This is a genomic window from Acerihabitans sp. (genome assembly GCF_036398755.1).
In the GTDB taxonomy this organism is placed as follows: domain Bacteria; phylum Pseudomonadota; class Gammaproteobacteria; order Enterobacterales; family Enterobacteriaceae; genus Acerihabitans.
The window spans coordinates 16,803-34,132 of sequence record NZ_DASWOM010000017.1; the positions used below are offsets into that span (position 1 = coordinate 16,803).

The window sequence follows — 17,330 nt, forward strand, 5'->3', positions numbered from 1 at the left end:
GGCCGGGCCATAGCGTCGGCCGTGTTATACCGCGTAGCGCCGGATAAGGTCCCGGTCTATTTCAATGCCCAGGCCCGGCTTGTGCGGCACCGGCATCGACGGCCCGATGACTAAATCGGAAAGCTGCTCGCGAAAGACGTTGGGCGCCCGATCGAGCTCCAGCAGCGGCCGCTCCCTTACCATCGACGGCACCGCCACCGGTATGGCGGAAATTAAATGCAGCGTGGCGGCCAGGGAAATGGCGGAGCCCCAGAGATGTGGATAGCAATCGACGCCGAAGGCGGTGGCCATGACGGCGATGTTCAGCGCTTCGCTCAGCCCGCCGCAGGCGGCGACATCCGGCTGGGCGATGTCCACGCAGCGCTGCTCGAGAAATGACCTGAAACCAAACCGGGTAAATTCCGATTCGCCGCCGGCGATGCGGATATTGAGCGCGCTTCTCACTTCCCGATAACCGGCGAAATCATCCGGCAGCACCGGCTCCTCGAACCAGGAGATATCGTGCTGCTCAATCATCTTGCCTAGCTGAATGGCTTCACGCGCGGTATAGGCGCGGTTGGCGTCCACCGCCAGGCTGGCCTCGGGTCCGATAAGCCGGCGCACCCGCGCCACCCGCTGCGCGTCCTCGCTTAGCCGCAGGCCGCCCACTTTCATTTTGAAGGCCCGGTATCCTTGTTGCAGCGCCTGGTCGGCGTCCTTTTCCAGCGCGTAACGGGGGTCATTGGCGTAATAAAATGACGACGCATAGGCGGTTACCGGCCGCGCGACGGCGCCGCCCAATAACGCCGCGATGGGCTGCCCTAACACCTTGCCGGCAATATCCCATAACGCGATATCGATGCCCGACAGGGCGGAAACCGCTATGCCCTTGCGGCCGAATTCCCGGGTGCGGTTGTAGAGGGTTTCCCATAGCGGCGCGCGCTGCAAAGGATCTTGCCCGATAAGCAGCGGCGCGAAGAGTTCGTTGATAAGCGCGGCGTTGGCCCTGGCCGGGCCAAAGCATTCTCCCCAGCCGATGACGCCCTCGTCGGTGATGATTTCCAGCAGGCAACTGGCCCGGCTATCCCATAGCCACTGGGACATGCCAAACTGCGTATCCAGTTGTTGTACCACCACGTAAGTCTTGATTTCTCGAATCTGCATTGTTGGCTCCTGTCTAAGAAGGTAATCGATTACCCTATGGCTAAAAATTAATTCCGGGTTGAGTCGCGAGCGATAAGCCTGACCGGTAATTCAACGACCTCCGGTCCGTCACGCGGTTCTTTTTTAATCAAATTGATTATCAATCTTTTCGCCACGGCGGCCCCGACCTCGTAAGTCGGTTGTGATATTACCGTCAGGCTGGGATGGCTGACCGAGGCCCATTCGGTATCGTCAAAACCGATAAACAGGAAATCGGCGGGGATGGCGTATCCCAGCGCTTTGGCCGCCTTGAGCACCGCCAGGGCCAGCATGCCGTTGGTGGCAATAATGCCCAGCCGTCGCCGCGGGTCGCGCCGCGCCATAATCCGTTGCAGCGCGTCGGAGACCGGCTGCACCTGGATCCGCTCTATAATTTGGATATCGCTGTCGATGCTACGCCCGACGGCCCGCGCGGCCAGCGTCCGGAAGGCCTCGACGCGCTCAATACGGGGGCTTATGCCGGCGGTGAGCGGACTCAGCAGCGCCAGCGTTTGGCAGCGTTGCGCCAGCAGATGATCCACCGCCAGGGTCATGCCCTGGGTATTATCGACGGTGATTGCTTCCACCGCGCCCCGGCCGACTTTACGTCCGACCAGCGCCACGGGGGTATGGCCGGCCAGCGCGGCAATCAGTTCGTCATTGCCGCCGGTGGTATTAATCACAAAACCATCGACGCGTTTGGCCAGCATCAGCTCGATAAATTCTTTTTCTTTTTCCGGCAATTCTTTTGAATTACAGACAAAAATGGTATAGCCCAGCGCCGCGCAGGTTTCCTCGATGCCCTGCAGGATGGCGATGGAATAGGGGTTGAGGATATCGGAGACAATTACCGCGATGGTATTGCTTTTGGTGCTGCGCAAGGTGCGCGCCACATCGTTGGGTTTATAGCCCATATCTTCAATCACGCTTTCAATGCGCAAACGGGTATCCGCGCTCATCGCATGAAACTTGCCGTTCATATAACGTGATACCGTGGCGGTGGAGACACCCGCCGCCAGGGCGACATCACGGATTGCTATGGGTTTTGTCATGGTTATCAAAGTTAGGTAATCGATTACCTAAATGGTAGCCCGGCGCTTGAGGATAATACTGTGATCGCTGGCGCAAAATGATGATTCGGCTTACAGACGCCGTTCGGGGCAGTTTGTCATCAAGGCGGCGGGGTAGATTTCCCCGCCGCCATCGGGCGCGGCGCGACAGGTATTGTCTTTGTTCACCACCTGAGCGCCGTGCCCAGTCCGGCATGGGTCGGCGTTATGCTGGCCCCGCCCGCCGGGCGGGGAAAATCGGCGTCCATCAGGCGCCAGAAGGCCGGCGTTTCATCAAATTGATGTTCTAATTGTTCAATATCCGCGCTAATGGCGCAGGCCACCAGGCTGGCGGCGTGGGCGACGGGTCCGCTGGGATTATGCGGCGCGCAGCCGGCGCCGTAATAGGCCGCAAGCGCGGCGACCGCCGTCACCCCGGCAATGCCGCGCGCGTATTTCACATCAGGCATCACCACGTCGTAAGCGCCGGCGGCGAGCCAGGGACGAAACGCCTGCGGATGCGTCAGTTCCTCCAGGCCGGCCAGGCGCATGCCCAGGGAATTGGCCTCGCCGCGCAAAAGTTTCAGCGCCGGGATATTCTCCGGCGTTTCCGCCAGCGGGCATTCAAACCAGCTCACGCCCAGGGCCGCCAGCTCCTTTAATACCGCCGATGCGCCCAGGCGGTCGAAGCGCCAGTGGCAATCCACATACAGCGCGGCGTCCGGGCCGATGGCGGCGCGGGTAGCCGCCACCCGCGCCAGTCCTTGGTGCAGCCGCTGGCGGCCCGGCGGCGTATGGAGGGTATCCGGGGTCAGGCCGTCAAAGGGCGCTATCTTGATACGGCTGAATCCCGCCGCCCGCGCTTTTAGCCCCGCCCGGGCGAAACCCGCTTCGTTGCGCTCATTAATGCTGCGATTGATGTTGGCGTACAGCGGGATCCGGGTGCGGTAACCGCCGCCCATCAGCGACGCCGCGTAATCGGCCCGGTCTTTGCCGCGGATATCCCACAGCGCCTGTTCCAGGGCGCTGGCAATCGCCGCCTGCGGCACGCCGCGGGTGTCCCGGGCAATATAGGCGTCAAGGCTTCCCCATGGCCGCCCGAGCAGATCTCGCCGGGCGTTGGCATGGCAGGGATCAAGCGCCCCCGGCTCGCGTACCCAGCTGGCCTCGCCCCAGCCGCTCACGCCGTCCGCCCGCGTCAGCTGGATAAAAGACCAGGTGGTTTTGGCGGTGACCGGACAATGCACCAGATCCAGCGCGGTAATGCGCAGCTTATTCATGGGCTTCCTTAGCGTGAGCGGCGGGCCGGTGCGCGGGCGGGGCGTTTTCGCGCATACGGCCGAGCAAGACCAGCTTGGCGCGCGCGGTATGGGCGGCGGTGACGGCGGCGGCCGCTTCGCCGTCGCCGGCGGTAAATGCCGCCAGCAGCAGCCGATGATCCGCCACCACGCCCGCGAAACGGTCGGCTTGATAGCCGTAGCGTTTCCACAGGGCGCGGATCAGGCGCCAATGCCGTTCGAGGATCAGGCTGGCGTCGCGATTGGCGGCAATCTGATGGATGGCGGCGTGGAAATCCCTATTGGCCGCCAGCGCCACGGCGGCGTCGCCGCGTGAGACCGCTTCCTCGTGTTGCGCCCGCAGCGTTTCCAACTGCGCGAGGCGCTGTGGCGTCATACGCTCGGCGGCGCGGCGCGCCAGGTAGCTTTCAATCAGCATGCGCACATCGAGCAATTCGGCGACGAAGGCGTCGTCCACCGCCACCACCCGCGCGCCCTTATTGGGCTGGGCGACAATCAGTCCTTCGCTTTCCAGGCGCTGCAGCGCCGCGCGTATCGGCATATGGGACACGCCGAAGCGCGTGGCCAGCGCGTCGATGCGCAGCGGCGCGCCGGCATCGAATTCCTGCCGGTTGATAATGGCGTCTCTTAACCGGTCGGTAATGTCCGCGTCGCTGTCCTGGGGTTGCTTATCTAATTTTCGCATAACCATATTTGATCAAATCATATGAGCATTTTGTTTATTTTCTTTTATACAGCGGCTTTATTCAATAGTATTCGTGCAACAACAGATAATAATTTGATCAAATAATGTATTTGCCGTTAGTTGGTCCATCGTTAAATCGAGCATGAGGGATTGTATGACGTTGAACATGTTGAGCGGCCGGGTCCGCGCCGGCGGCCTGCTGCTGGCGCTGCTGCTAGGCCTGGGGTCCGTGGGCGGCAAGGCGCTGGCCGCGGCGCGCGACACCCTGGTGATAGGGCAAAGCGCCGATATCACCTCCTTTGATCCGACAGAGCTGCGCATGGGTACGTTTGTGCTGACGCACCTGCTGTATGATACGCTTATCCGCCTGGATGCCGACGGGCGTCCGCAGCCGGAGCTGGCGCGATCATGGTCTCGCTCCGACGACGGCAAGACGCTGACGCTGACGCTTAGGGACGGCGTGACGTTCCATGACGGCCGGCCGTTTACCGCCAAGGATGTGGCGTTCAGCCTGAATTATGCCCGCGATCCGGTCAACGGCGCGAATATCCTGCCGCTGGCCAAAATGATCGACAGTATCGATACCCCGGACGAGCACACCGTGGTGCTGCATTTTGCCGGCGCCTCGGACGCCATTTTCGATTTATTGGATCTGGCGTTTATTATCGACGGCAGCGCGCCTAAAAAAATCAAAACCGGCGGCAACGGCACCGGTCCGTTTAAACTGAGCCGCTACCTGCCGGGAGAAGACGCGGTATTTGTGCGCAACGAGGCCTATTGGGGCCCGCGTCCGGCGTTGAAAAAAATTACCCTTAAAGTGATCCCCGATCAGCAGTCCGGGGTGATGCAGCTGCGCGCCGGCACGGTGGATTTTCTCCCCTCCCTTGACCGGGAGGGCGCCGAACAGCTGGCATCGGCCGGTTTCGCTACCGGCGCCGCCACCGTGGAGGGGCGGGTACTGGATATTACGCTTAATACCCAAACCCCGCCGCTGGATAAACCCGAGGTGCGGCGCGCCATCGGCCTGGCGCTGGATCGCGCGCGTATCGCCCATGATATCGCCGGCCCCGACGCCCAGGTGAAATGCCTGCCCTGGCCGCACTTCAGCCGGCGCGAAGCGGCGGGACATGAAAATGACTGCGTCCACGATCTGGACCAGGCCAGACGGCTGATACAGCAGGCGGGCGCCACCGGCGCGGAAGTGTCGCTGATGTCGCGCAGCCAGTCGGAACCCCAGATAGGCGCGATGGCGCAGATGCTGCAAAGCGCGCTGAGGGATATCGGCCTGAAGGCCAATATCGTCGAGATGTCCGAGGCCGCCTATATTTCCCGTCTGCGCAAAGGGGATTTCCAACTGGCGGCCCATGTCTACGCCCGCGCCGGTCGCGGCCCGTCCACCATCCTGATGTCGGCGGTGATTTTCCGCGCCACCGATAACCTGGCCGGCGTCAAGTCCCGGCAGTACCAGGATGACGTGGCCCTGGTCACCTCCCAGCCGCCAGGTGAACAAACCGATTTGGCCTGGCGGCGCATCGACAGTTTTATGCTGCAGGAAAACTGGGTATTGCCGGTGGCGACCCTGCCGGTGCTGTGGGCCTCCGCCAAGGGGCTGACCGGCGTGCGCTTTAATCTTGACGGCATGCCGATCCTCACCGGCGCCGCCTTTCAATAAACCATGATGACCGCCAGGGTGGAGTAGCCTATGACCGCTTATCTGCTGCGCCGGCTGATGCAATGGATCCCGGTGCTGCTGGTGTCGAGCATCATCGTTTTCGCGGTGGTGCGCGCCATGCCGGGAGACCCGGCTGAACTTATCGCCGGACCGGACGCCACCGGGCAGGATGTGCAGCGCATCCGGGTGGAATATGGGCTTGACCGGTCGCTGCCGGTGCAATACGGCGCCTGGCTGGGGCATATGGCGCGCGGTGATTTTGGCGTGTCCTATATCTATCACCGTGATAACAGCGAGCTGATTTTCAGCCGCCTGCCGTATTCACTGTTGCTTGCCGCCACGGCGCTGCTCGGCGCGTTGGCGGTGGGCGTGCCGCTGGGCCTGGCCGCCGGCCTGTATCAGGGCGGGGCCGTGGACTGGCTGGCATCGGTTTTCTCCTCCGTGGCGGTCGCCACGCCCAATTTCTGGTTCGGCATGCTGGCTATCCTGCTGTTCGCCGTCACCCTGGGCTGGTTGCCGCCGGGAGGATTCGTCAGCCTGGATGAGTCGGTGGCCGGTTTTGCGCGGGCGCTGGTGCTGCCTACCCTGACGCTGGGCCTGCATGGCGCGGCGGTACTGGTGCGATCGACCCGCGGCGCGGTGATCGACACGCTGGGCGAAGGCTATATCCGCACCGCCCGCGCCAAGGGCTTGGGCCGCGCGCATATTATTTACTGGCATGTGCTGCGTAACTCGCTGCTGCCGGTAGTCACCATGACCGGCATTCTGCTGGGCCGTATGCTGGGCGGGGCGGTGGTTATCGAGTCGGTATTCGCCTGGCCCGGTATCGGACGCCTGCTGGTGCAGTCCATTATCAATCGTGATTACGGCATGGTGCAGGGGATCCTTATCGTGCTGGTGCTGTTTTTCCTGATGCTGAACCTGGCGGTCGATGTGCTGTATGGCGCCGTCGATCCGCGCATCCGATTGGCAAGGGGGAGTTCGTGATGAGTATCGACAGCCTGGAGATTGCCGCCGCGCCGGTGGCCAAACCCGGCCGGCTGCGGCTGCTAAGGGCGGTCCTGGCCACGCCGGCCGGTCTGTTCGGTCTGTGCGGCGTGGTGATTATCACCTGTGCGGCCCTGTTCGCGCCCTGGCTGGCGCCCTGCGATCCCGACGCCCAGTTTGCCGGCCTGCGGCTGGTGCCGGCCGGTACCGGCGGTCATTGGCTCGGCACCGACGAACTGTCGCGCGATCTGCTCAGCCGGGTGCTGTTTGGATCGCGTATTTCGCTGCTGGTGGGGTTTATCAGCGTGAGCCTGGGCGCGGGATTGGGCATCGCGGCGGGGCTGGTTGCCGGCATGGGACCCCGCTGGCTTGACGCGTTGCTGATGCGCGGCTGCGATATCCTGCTGGCCTATCCCGGCATTTTGCTGGCGGTCATGACGGTGGCGATACTGGGCGCCGGGCTGGCGCAAATCTGTATCGCGGTGGCGCTGGTGAATATCCCTATTTTTGCCCGCCTGATGCGCGCATCGGTGCTGCGCGAGCGCGAGCTTGACTATGTGAGGGCGGCGGTGGTGCAGGGCAGCGGCCTGTGGCGTATCATGCTGCGCCACGTGCTGCCCAACAGCATCGGCGTGGTCATCTCGCAGCTGGCGTCGGCGGCGGGCCATGGCATTTTGCTGGAGGCGTCGCTGTCCTTTATCGGCCTGGGCATCAAGCCGCCGGCGGCGTCCTGGGGGTCGATGCTCAGCAGCAGTCGGGATTACCTGGCGACGGCGCCGCTGTATGCCGTGGCGCCCGGCCTGTTGCTGCTGCTTCTGGTGCTGGCGCTTAATCAACTGGGGGACGCGCTGCACAAAGCGCTGGATCCGCTGGGAAGGCCATCATGAACCGACATCAAGCACCGCCGCCGCTGCTGGAGGTCGAGGGATTATGCGTCGATCTCGCCACCGGGCGGGAGCGTCACCGGGCTGTCGATACTATTTCTTTCAGCGTCGAACGCGGCGAGACCCTGTGCATCGTCGGGGAATCCGGTTCGGGCAAAACCTTGACGGCGCTGGCGCTGATGTCGCTATTGCCGGCGGGCATCCAGGTGGGTGCCGGCGAAATGCGATTTAACGGCCATGATTTGCCGGCGCGCCGCGCCGGGCTTTACGGCGATGAGATCGCCATGATTTTCCAGGATCCGATGTCCTCGCTTAACCCGGTGCTGACCATTGGCCGGCAGATAACCGAAAGCATCAAGCGTCATCAGCCCTCTCTAACCCGCCGGCAGCGCGACAGCCGGGCGCAAGAGGTGCTGTCGCTGGTGGGGATTCGCGACGCGGCGGATAAAATGAAACGTTTTCCCCATGAAATGTCGGGCGGGCTGTGCCAGCGCATCCTGATCGCCATCGCGCTGGTAAACCATCCCCGGCTGATTATCGCCGACGAGCCGACCACCGCGCTGGATGTTACCGTGCAGGCGCAGGTTATGGCGAGCATGCGCGCCGCCTGCCGGCTGACCGGCGCGGCGCTGTTGCTTATCACCCACGATATGGGACTGGTGGCGCAGTACGCCGACCGGGTGGTGGTGATGTATGCCGGCCGAATCGTCGAACAGGGGCGCGCGAAGGAGATATTCCGCGCGCCGCGCCATCCCTACACCCGCGCCTTGCTGGGCAGTATTCCCCGCCTGGACGGCGATGTGGACAGTCCGCTGGCGGCAATCGCCGGCGAGCCGCCGCTGTTATCCCGTCTGCCCGCCGGCTGCGCCTTTCGCCCGCGCTGCCGGCTCTGCCGGCAACGGGCGATCTGCGCCGACCAGATACCGCCGCTGCGCGCGGCCGGAGCCGATACCACACAGGCCAGCGCCTGCCATTTTGCTGATGAACTGGCCGCGCCGGCCCCCATGGAAAGGAATTAATCGCCTATGTCGCTCGCAGCTAGACCTCGCGCCGAACCCGCCGCGCCAACGCCTCTACTGCGGGTCGAGGGCATCGTAAAGCATTACCCGCCCAGCGGAGGCGGTTTTCGCCGCGCGCCCGCCGTGAAGGCGGTGGATGGCGTCGATTTTACGCTGAACGCCGGAGAAACCCTGGGTTTGGTCGGGGAATCGGGCTGCGGCAAAACCACCCTGAGCGCGATATTGGTGGGACTGACGCGTCCCACCGCCGGGCGCGTGTGGTTCGACGGGCAGGACATTACCGCGCTCAACCGGCGCCGAGACGCCCGGCTGTGCCGCGATTTCCAGATAGTCTTCCAGGATCCCTACGCGTCTCTTAACCGGCGCATGACCGCCTTCGATATTATCGGCGAGCCGCTTATCGTGCATCGTATCGGCACCGCGCCTGAGCGGCAAAGCCGGATTTATGCGCTGATGCGCCAGGTGGGGCTGGACCCGGCGCTGGCGCAACGCTACCCGGCGGAGTTTTCCGGCGGCCAGCGCCAGCGCATCGGTATCGCCCGCGCGCTGGCGCTAAGGCCACGGCTGCTGATCCTTGACGAGCCGGTTTCCGCGCTGGACGTATCGATACAGGCGCAGATCCTCAACCTGCTGAAAACACTGCAGCGGGATCATGGCCTGGCCTACCTGTTCATCTCCCATGACTTACGCGTGGTGCGCTATATGGCGCCGCGCATCGCCGTCATGTACCAGGGGCGCATCGTGGAAACCGGCGGTCGGGAACAGATTTTCAGCGCGCCGGCCCATCCCTATACCCGGGCGCTGCTGGCGGCCATTCCGCCGGCTGAACCGCGGTGATGCGCACTGCGCCGCAAAATGGACATGTAACCGCTGAACGCCCCGGCGAAAGCGTCGCATGTCCTTTCGCTGCGCCGTAGACCAACGTATTATTGCGACGTAAAACCACCACCAGCCTGATAAACAAGGGAGCGCAACGCCTGACGCCGGCGGGCGCAAGGAAACCTGAAAATGTGTGGACAAATATCGCGATTTGCGATAAAGTAAGGGGCAAGGATGAGGGTGATTACCGCACGGGCAATTGCTGACGCCATGGAAAGACATGCGCAGTGGAAAGTGGGACTTAAGTTATGGCTGGATGTTTTTAATAAACCCGCCCTGCGGTTTGTATCCTGGGCGCAAATCCGGTCGCATTGGCTTCAGGTCTCCGGCTGGAATGTCGACCGTGTCGCTCACGCACGGTTGAAACCCGAGAGCAGAAAGGGTCCGCTTGATATTTATGTCTTTGATATTCATAAAAACCAGTGCCGGATTATTGCTTGGCTCAATCCTGATTCAGGAACACTCTTTGTCAAGGATGTTTGTTCACACGCCGGTTATGACAAATGGTGGCGCGATCAAACCAAGTCAAAAAGGTGAGTTATGACCCCAGTAGCACTCAGTTCCATCCAGTTGAACGGGCTTATCGCCAATCTGCCGTTGATGCTTGAATCAGCAGCCGATCAGCTGGCTTTATTATCCGGGCTTTTTTCAGCCTGCATGGCGCCGGTGGAAGACGACAGCGACTTGCGTGGGCGGATGGCGTTAATCGACGAGCTGTATTCCCATGCGACGGATGCGGATCATTTTGCCGCCAAATGCGCCGATGCCGTTACCGATCGCGTTTATGAATATGAAATGAAACATCTTCGGTTGCCGAACGTGAGCCCGGCCGAAGCATTAGCCTCTCTTATGCGGGATCGGGGAACCAAACAGGTTGAACTGCGCGCCGTCGCCACGCAAAGCGTGGTATCGGAAATTCTCCACGGCAAGCGTTCGATGACCGTGGCGCAGATAAAGGGATTTGCCGAGTTTTTTTCTGTCCCCAACGAAACCTTTATGGGCGAGAATGTCGCCACGGCATCGCCCGCGGCTGCCAATCCCGCCTGATGGCGCTTTCCCTCGGCGTCTGTTGGTGATCACATCAGGGTAAATCCGGACGGTTGCCGCCACCTTGCAAGGCCTGGAAGGGGCGCTGGCGGCTCGCGGCATGGTCTATGGCGGTTCGGCGAGTATTTCGCCCGCCGAGGCGACAAGGACACCGTCGCTGATCAACGCGACGAACGTTAAAGCGACGGCAGTATAGCCTGGTCCACAACGCTTGCGATTAACGCGCCGGTCGCCACGCATTGCGCCGCGATGGCGATATCGCCCGCCATATACCGGTCCACCGTCAGCGGCGCAATTCGCTCCCTTAGGCATTGCCTCACCGTTTCCAACGGCGTGCTGGTGCGCAGCGGCAGCCTGAATTCAAGACCCTGAACGGCGGCCATGGCTTCAATGCCGAGGATGGCGTACAGATTATCCAGCATTTTGCCCAACCGCATCGCGCCGTGGCAGGCCATGGAGACATGGTCTTCCTGATTGGCGGAGGTCGGGGTGGAGTCGACCGATGCCGGATGGGTCATCTGCTTGTTTTCACTCATCAACGCGGCGGAGGTAACCTCGGCAATCATCATGCCGGAGTTGAGGCCGGGCGCGGCGACCAGAAAGGCGGGCAGGCCAAAACTCATGGCCGGATCAACCAGCAGGGCGATACGACGCTGGGCGATAGCGCCAATTTCGGAAATGGCCAGCGCCAGGATATCCGCGGCGAAGGCCACCGGCTCCGCGTGGAAATTGCCGCCGGACACCACGCTATTATCGGATAACAGCAGCGGGTTGTCGGTAACGGCGTTCGCTTCGCGCCCGAGCGTGACGGCCACCTGGCGAATCAGGTCCAGCGCCGCGCCCTCCACCTGCGGCTGGCAGCGGATGCAATAAGGATCCTGTACCCGTTCGTCGCCATCCAGATGGCTTACGCGGATTTCCGACCCGGACAGCAGCAGATTCAGGGCGCGCGCCGCGTCAATCTGCCCGGGGTGGCCGCGCAGCTGATGGATTTCGTCATGGAACGGCGCGGTGGAGCCCATCAGCGCATCGGTGGTCAGCGCGCCGGAAATCAGCGCCGATTGCAGCGCCCGATGCGCCCCGAACAACCCTTTCAGCGCCAGCGCGGTGGACGCCTGGGTACCGTTGATCAAGGCCAGTCCCTCTTTGGCCGCCAGGACGAGGGGCCGCAGCCCGGCCTGTGCCAGCGCCTGCGCCGCCGGCATGCGCTGGCCGCGCAGATCCACGTCGCCTTCGCCTATCATGGCGGCCACCATATGCGCCAACGGCGCCAGATCCCCGGATGCGCCAACCGATCCCTGGCCGGGGATAACCGGCATGATATCCTGGGCCAGCATGGCTTCAATCAGACGAATGACGTCATAACGCACGCCCGATGCGCCCCGGCCGAGCGAAATCAGTTTCAGCGCCATGATAAGGCGCACCACTGGTTTGGCCAGCGCGTCGCCCACGCCGCAGCAGTGCGACAAAATCAGATTGCGTTGCAGCGTCACGACTTCATCGGCGCGAATGCGCACCGAGGCCAATTTGCCAAAGCCGGTGTTGATGCCGTAGACCGCCGCGTCGCCACGCACGATGTCCGCCACGCGCGCCGCGCTGCGCTGGATGGCCGGCTCCATCGCCGGGTCAAGCCGGACGGCCACGTCGGACCGGTAAATAGATTCAAGTTCAGCCAGCGTAACGGCGCCGGGTTTTAAAATAATGGTCATCATCTTTTCCTGGAAATGAAATCATCAACCTTGCGGCGACGGCAAGGGGGCGGGCCGGTTTTGCCTGGCAAACGCCGGCGTCCGCCGCCCGGTCGCCTTTTGGTCAGGCCAGCTCGACGGTCAGCCAGATGGGGGTTTTGGTTTCAAAGGTGCTTTTCCATACTTCGGCGCCGACGCTATCCAGGCGATCGGCATGCTCGGGTATCACTTCGCCCAGCACCGGCTGGGCCAGATCCTCGGTGGTCGGTCCGTACTGCACGATAAATTTTTGACCGGTGGATTGGGAAAAACGCAGCCGCCCCTTAGGCGCGTCGCAGATGCGTTCGCGCACCTGTATCGGCGCGGTGGACACCAGCGGACACCAGGCGTACATGGATTCGCCGGTGACCACGGCATGATCCTGCAGGACGGTAAACGGCAGGGCCGCTATCAGGTCCTGGCATAATTGCGGGTTTTCGTTCACCGCCAGATAGGCATCCACGGTAATATCCAGCGGTTGCCAGGTCAGGCGGATTTTCCGGCCCGGTTTGATCCGCACCCGCCGCGATATATCGGCAACCGATGGCGCGGCGGCTTCGGCGTTGGCATAGGTAAATTGCTTGCCCAGTCCCCAGGGGAAATAATGGAATGACCAGGCGGCAAACGTATCGGTATAGATACAAAACGCCCGGATGGCCTCTATCGCCTGCTGGCGCGTGGTCGCCCGCGGCAGCCATTCCCGCAGCGCCAGCGCCAGTTTGCCCAGCTGCGGGAACCCGCTGTAGCGCAGGTAATTGCTGTAGGGATGGTCAAAACTATCCAGGATGAAACAGAACTGCGGCAGCGTTATTTCAGGGTTTTCAATGATTTGCAGCAAGGGATAATACGTATACATGGAATAATCGCGTATCATGCCGGCGGCGATATCCCAGGTACCGAAATACTGGCCGTAGCTGCCCGCCTGATTTTCCAGGGTGCCGGTGCGAAAGGCGTAGATCTCCTCCGGCTCTTTGCGGGCCATGGCCGCGGTATGGCTACGAACGTGATCGATCACGTCCGCCAGGCTGGTATAGCTCATTACGTTCTCCTGTCATGGTTTCTCGGCAACACGTGCGCCGGCGGCCCTTAAGGCGCGACGGCGCGGACAGGATTATTGTATATACAATAAATCTTTATGTATATACAATTAATAGCGGGCGGTGGACTTTTCTTCAGCGCGACGGCGCATACTCCCTGACAAAGTGGCCGGGGGTCACCTCTTTCATAAAACCGGCGGCCTGTCCTTCACGCTGGGCGGCGTCAAAAAACAGACGCGTTTTAGTCCGTTCCCGGCCGGGGTCGGCTTCCAGGGTCGCGCTCAGCAACGCCTGGGTATAAGGATGGCGGGCATCCTGGAAAATGGCGTCGGCGGGGCCGGTTTCCACAATCAGCCCCCGCAGCATAACGGCCACCCGGTGGCAGATATGGCGCACCATGCCCAGGTCGTGGGAAATAAACAGATACGCCAGGCCCTGTTCATCCTGCAGCCGCTGCAGCAGGTTGATGATTTGCGCCTGGATGGAAACGTCCAGGGCCGTTATCGGCTCATCGGCCACGATCAGCTGCGGCGACAGGGCGAGCGCCCGGGCAATGCAAACGCGCTGGCGCTGGCCGCCGGAAAATTCATGCGGATAACGGCTGATATGGCGCGCGTCCAGTCCGACTTTGGCAAACAGGGCGCGCACGCGCTGCGCGAGCGCCTCGCGCGGTATTTTGCCCTCATGGATTATCATGGGATCGGCGACAAAACGGCCCACCGTCATCCGCGGGTTAAGGGAAGAATAGGGGTCCTGGAAGATGATCTGCATGACTTTACGCAGCGGTCGCAGCGCGGACGGGCCCATGCCGACCAGGTCCTGGCCGTTAAGCACGACCCGGCCGCCGGTCGGCCGCTCAAGCTGCATCACGCAGCGCGCCACCGTGCTTTTGCCCGATCCGGACTCGCCCACCAGCCCCAGGGTTTCTCCCCGCTCCAGCGAAAAACTGACGCCGTCTACCGCCCTGAGCACCGTGCGCGCACCCACGAATGAGGCGCCGGCGGTATAGTCTTTACATAAACCTTCCACCCGCAGCAGCGGCGGGGGTGATGGGATCAGGCCGTTCATGGTGCGTTTCCCTTATCCAGTTCCGCCAGGCAGCGGGGCAGATCGTACCAGGCCGCCACCAGATGGCGGGAGTCATCGGGCGAAACGGGACGTAGCGGCGGCGCTTGGGCAAAACAGCGCGCGGTGGCGAATGGATTGCGCGGCGCAAAAGGATCGCCGGGGGGCCGGCGCGCCGGGTCCACCGGCTGTCCGGCTATCTGGAACAGCGGTTCCCGGGGGCGCTGTCCCCGGCCGGGTATCGATTGCAGCAGCGACCAGGTATAGGCGCTGCGGGGCGCGCTGAAGACCTGCTCCACCGGCCCCATTTCCATGATTTTCCCGGCATAGAGCACCTGCATCCGGTCCGCCATCGCGGCCACCACGCCCATGTCGTGGGTGATCCAGATAATCGACATTTTCAATTCTTCACGCAGATCGCGGATAAGCGCAATAATCTGCGCCTGGATAGTGACATCGAGCGCGGTGGTCGGCTCATCGCCGATCAACAGTTTGGGTTTGCAGGCGATCGCCATGGCGATCATCACCCGCTGGCGCATGCCGCCGGAAAACTGGAACGGATATTGCCTGACGCGCCGGGCGGCGTCGGTAATGCCCACCAGGCTCAACAGGTCGACGGCGCGCCGGCGCGCCCTGGCGTGGCTCATCCCCATATGATGCACCAGGGGTTCCGCCAACTGCCGGCCGATGGTCAGCACCGGATTAAGCGAGGTCATCGGCTCTTGGAAAATCATGCCGATCTGCGCGCCGCGAACGGCGCGCAGCGCGTTCTGCGACAGGGTCAGCAGATTGTGTCCCTGGAACATCACTTCGCCATGGACCAGGGCGCGGCTGCGCGGCGGCAATAATCCAAGCAGCGCCAGCGCCTGCATGCTTTTGCCGCTGCCGCTTTCGCCGACGATGCCCAGGGTCTGGTTATCCTCCAGGCTGTAGCTGATATCGTCGATAATCCTGACCGGCGCCGCGCCGCGTCCGGCCGGCATGGCCACGGTGAGATTGCGCACATCGAGCAAGGGTTGCATGGCGTCACTCCCCGGAGGACTTCAGTTTGGGATCGAAATAATCGCGCAGCCAGTCGCCGATAAAGTTGGCGCCCATCACCGTCACGACTATCGCCAGCCCCGGCAGGGTGGTGACCCACCAGGCGGTGGCGATATAGGCGCGTCCTTCCGCCAGCATGCGGCCCCAGCTGGGCCAGGGCGGCTGCACGCCCAGCCCGAGAAAGCTCAGGCTGGCCTCCAGCAGGATCACGCGAGAAAACTCCAGGGTGGCGATCACCAGGATGGGCGTCAGGATATTCGGCAGAATATAGTAGCGCAGGATATGCCAGGGACGGGCGCCGACGGCCACCGCCGACAGGACAAATTCCCGTTGCCGCAGGGCCAGCACCTGGCCGCGCACCAGGCGGGCGTAGCGGATCCAACTGGTCAGGGCCAGGACGATAATCAGGTTGCCCAGGCTGGGGCCGGTGGCGGCGATAACGATCAGCGCCAGTAAAATCAGCGGTATCGACAGCTGCATATCGACGATACGCATCAGCAGACGGTCGGTAACGCCGCCGGCGTAACCCGAGATCATCCCCACCGTCACGCCGATCATGCCGCCAATCAGCACGGCGTTAAAACCCACCATCAGCGAAACCCTGCTGCCGTAAAGCAGGCGGCTCAGCATATCCCGGCCCAACTGGTCGGTTCCCAGCGGATGGGCGCTTGGCGCAAAAAAACGGTAGCTGGGCGGCAGCAGCCGCTGGGCCAGATTGCCGTGCACCGGGCTGGGCAGGTCTATGACGAAAGTGGACAGCACGCCCAGCAGTAATAGCGCCATGATAAGCCAGCCGACAACACCGATGGTGCTCGACCCCATGCGCCGCCCCAGGGCGCGCATCCCGTTGGCCATTGTCATCATGTTTGCCTCACGCGCGGGTCAAGCAGGCTATAGAGCACATCCACCCCCAGGCTCACCAGCAGGAACAGGCATGACACCACCATCACCCCCGCCTGGATCACCGGAAAATCACGGTTCGCCACCGCCTCGACAATCAGCCTGCCGACGCCGGGCCAGGAAAAAATGGTCTCGACCACCACCGATCCCCCCAGCATCTCGCCCACCAGCAGTCCGCTCATGGTCACCACCGGCAGCATGGCGTTGCGCGCCAGGTGCCAGGTCATGATCGTCCGTGCGGGCAGGCCCTTGGCGTGCGCCGTGCGAATATAATCCTCGCTCATGACGTCAAGCAGGCTGGAGCGGAACAGGCGGGTGATATTGGCGGCGACAAAAATCGACATCACGGCGGTGGGTAAAACAAGATGCAGCGCGCCGCCGGTGCCGCCGGTGGGCAGCCAGCCAAGGTCGACGCAGAATACCAGGATCAGCATAATCGCCAGCCAAAACGCCGGCGTGGCCTGCCCGAGCATCGCCAGGGTCAATACCATGAATTCCCACACCGAGTTGCGATAAAGCGCGGCCACCAGACCCGCCAGGCATCCCGCCAGGATGCCCACCAGCGCGGAAAGCGCCGCCAGCGTAAGCGTGGCCGGCATCCGTTCCAGCACAATGGCCAGCGCCGAATGCTGGTAGAAAAAGGATTGGCCGAAATCGCCGGACAGCGCATGGCCGAGAAAACGCAGATATTGCTCAAGCAACGGACGCTGGAGGCCCAACTGCTCGCGCAGGGCCTGCATATCGGCGGCGCTGGCGCCCTGGGGCAGCAATAACGACACCGGATCCCCCAGTAACCGCGACACCAGGAAAATAATGGTCACCAGGCCGAACACGGCCGCCAGAACTTCCAGCAGCCGGGACAGGATATATTTCGCCACG

17 protein-coding genes are annotated in these 17,330 nt (G+C 62.5%); 7 read left to right on the forward strand and 10 right to left on the reverse strand.

The annotated features are described in order from the left end of the window. Window positions 1-24 precede the first annotated feature (24 nt). The 4 genes from VGC33_RS02850 to VGC33_RS02865 form a co-directional block, all read right to left on the reverse strand. Complete coding sequence (locus VGC33_RS02850; RefSeq protein WP_331118830.1) at window positions 25-1,143, reverse strand: mandelate racemase/muconate lactonizing enzyme family protein; 1,119 nt, start codon at window positions 1,141-1,143, stop codon at window positions 25-27. A 47-nt stretch (window positions 1,144-1,190) separates the two neighbouring features. After that, complete coding sequence (locus VGC33_RS02855; protein ID WP_331118832.1) at window positions 1,191-2,213, reverse strand: LacI family DNA-binding transcriptional regulator; 1,023 nt, start codon at window positions 2,211-2,213, stop codon at window positions 1,191-1,193. 182 nt (window positions 2,214-2,395) lie between these two features. Continuing rightward, the gene (locus VGC33_RS02860) at window positions 2,396-3,490 is read right to left on the reverse strand and encodes an enolase C-terminal domain-like protein (RefSeq protein ID WP_331118834.1); all 1,095 of its coding nucleotides are present in this window, start codon (window positions 3,488-3,490) and stop codon (window positions 2,396-2,398) included. After that, window positions 3,483-4,193, reverse strand: a complete 711-nt coding sequence (locus VGC33_RS02865; protein WP_331118836.1) for a GntR family transcriptional regulator — start codon at window positions 4,191-4,193, stop codon at window positions 3,483-3,485. The genes VGC33_RS02860 and VGC33_RS02865 overlap by 8 nt, the downstream gene beginning before the upstream one ends. Before the next feature lie 154 nt (window positions 4,194-4,347). Between VGC33_RS02865 and VGC33_RS02870 the strand changes: the two genes are divergently transcribed. The 7 genes from VGC33_RS02870 (at window position 4,348) to VGC33_RS02900 (ending at window position 10,681) form a co-directional block, all read left to right on the forward strand. Next, complete coding sequence (locus VGC33_RS02870) at window positions 4,348-5,865, forward strand: ABC transporter substrate-binding protein (protein ID WP_331118838.1); 1,518 nt, start codon at window positions 4,348-4,350, stop codon at window positions 5,863-5,865. Window positions 5,866-5,895: 30 nt separating this feature from the next. Next, complete coding sequence (locus VGC33_RS02875) at window positions 5,896-6,852, forward strand: ABC transporter permease (RefSeq protein WP_331118839.1); 957 nt, start codon at window positions 5,896-5,898, stop codon at window positions 6,850-6,852. After that, window positions 6,852-7,739, forward strand: coding sequence for an ABC transporter permease (locus VGC33_RS02880; RefSeq protein ID WP_331118841.1), 888 nt, complete (start codon window positions 6,852-6,854; stop codon window positions 7,737-7,739). Before VGC33_RS02875 ends, VGC33_RS02880 begins: the two co-directional genes overlap by 1 nt. Beyond that, the gene (locus tag VGC33_RS02885; protein WP_331118843.1) at window positions 7,736-8,755 is read left to right on the forward strand and encodes an ABC transporter ATP-binding protein; all 1,020 of its coding nucleotides are present in this window, start codon (window positions 7,736-7,738) and stop codon (window positions 8,753-8,755) included. Before VGC33_RS02880 ends, VGC33_RS02885 begins: the two co-directional genes overlap by 4 nt. 6 nt (window positions 8,756-8,761) lie before the next feature. Then, window positions 8,762-9,592, forward strand: coding sequence for an ABC transporter ATP-binding protein (locus VGC33_RS02890; RefSeq protein WP_331118845.1), 831 nt, complete (start codon window positions 8,762-8,764; stop codon window positions 9,590-9,592). A 216-nt stretch (window positions 9,593-9,808) separates the two neighbouring features. After that, window positions 9,809-10,171, forward strand: coding sequence for a type II toxin-antitoxin system HigB family toxin (locus VGC33_RS02895; protein ID WP_331118847.1), 363 nt, complete (start codon window positions 9,809-9,811; stop codon window positions 10,169-10,171). A gap of 3 nt (window positions 10,172-10,174) precedes the next feature. Continuing rightward, window positions 10,175-10,681, forward strand: a complete 507-nt coding sequence (locus VGC33_RS02900; RefSeq protein ID WP_331118849.1) for a helix-turn-helix domain-containing protein — start codon at window positions 10,175-10,177, stop codon at window positions 10,679-10,681. A 176-nt stretch (window positions 10,682-10,857) separates the two neighbouring features. On the opposite strand, the gene hutH is transcribed toward VGC33_RS02900, so the two are convergent. The 6 genes from hutH to VGC33_RS02930 all read right to left on the reverse strand — a co-directional run bounded on the left by hutH (window position 10,858) and on the right by VGC33_RS02930 (window position 17,329). Continuing rightward, entirely contained in the window at window positions 10,858-12,390 is a 1,533-nt protein-coding gene (gene hutH, locus VGC33_RS02905; protein ID WP_331118851.1) for a histidine ammonia-lyase, read from the reverse strand. Between the two features lie 103 nt (window positions 12,391-12,493). Continuing rightward, the gene (locus tag VGC33_RS02910) at window positions 12,494-13,447 is read right to left on the reverse strand and encodes a cucumopine synthase-related protein (protein ID WP_331118853.1); all 954 of its coding nucleotides are present in this window, start codon (window positions 13,445-13,447) and stop codon (window positions 12,494-12,496) included. A gap of 133 nt (window positions 13,448-13,580) precedes the next feature. Next, entirely contained in the window at window positions 13,581-14,513 is a 933-nt protein-coding gene (locus VGC33_RS02915; protein ID WP_331118855.1) for an ABC transporter ATP-binding protein, read from the reverse strand. After that, entirely contained in the window at window positions 14,510-15,532 is a 1,023-nt protein-coding gene (locus VGC33_RS02920; protein WP_331118857.1) for an ABC transporter ATP-binding protein, read from the reverse strand. The genes VGC33_RS02915 and VGC33_RS02920 overlap by 4 nt, the downstream gene beginning before the upstream one ends. 4 nt (window positions 15,533-15,536) lie before the next feature. After that, window positions 15,537-16,415 carry an ABC transporter permease gene (locus VGC33_RS02925; protein WP_331118859.1) on the reverse strand — a complete coding sequence of 293 codons (879 nt, stop codon included), beginning with the start codon at window positions 16,413-16,415 and terminating at the stop codon, window positions 15,537-15,539. After that, the gene (locus VGC33_RS02930; protein ID WP_331118861.1) at window positions 16,412-17,329 is read right to left on the reverse strand and encodes an ABC transporter permease; all 918 of its coding nucleotides are present in this window, start codon (window positions 17,327-17,329) and stop codon (window positions 16,412-16,414) included. The genes VGC33_RS02925 and VGC33_RS02930 overlap by 4 nt, the downstream gene beginning before the upstream one ends. Between the last annotated feature and the right edge of the window lies 1 nt (window position 17,330).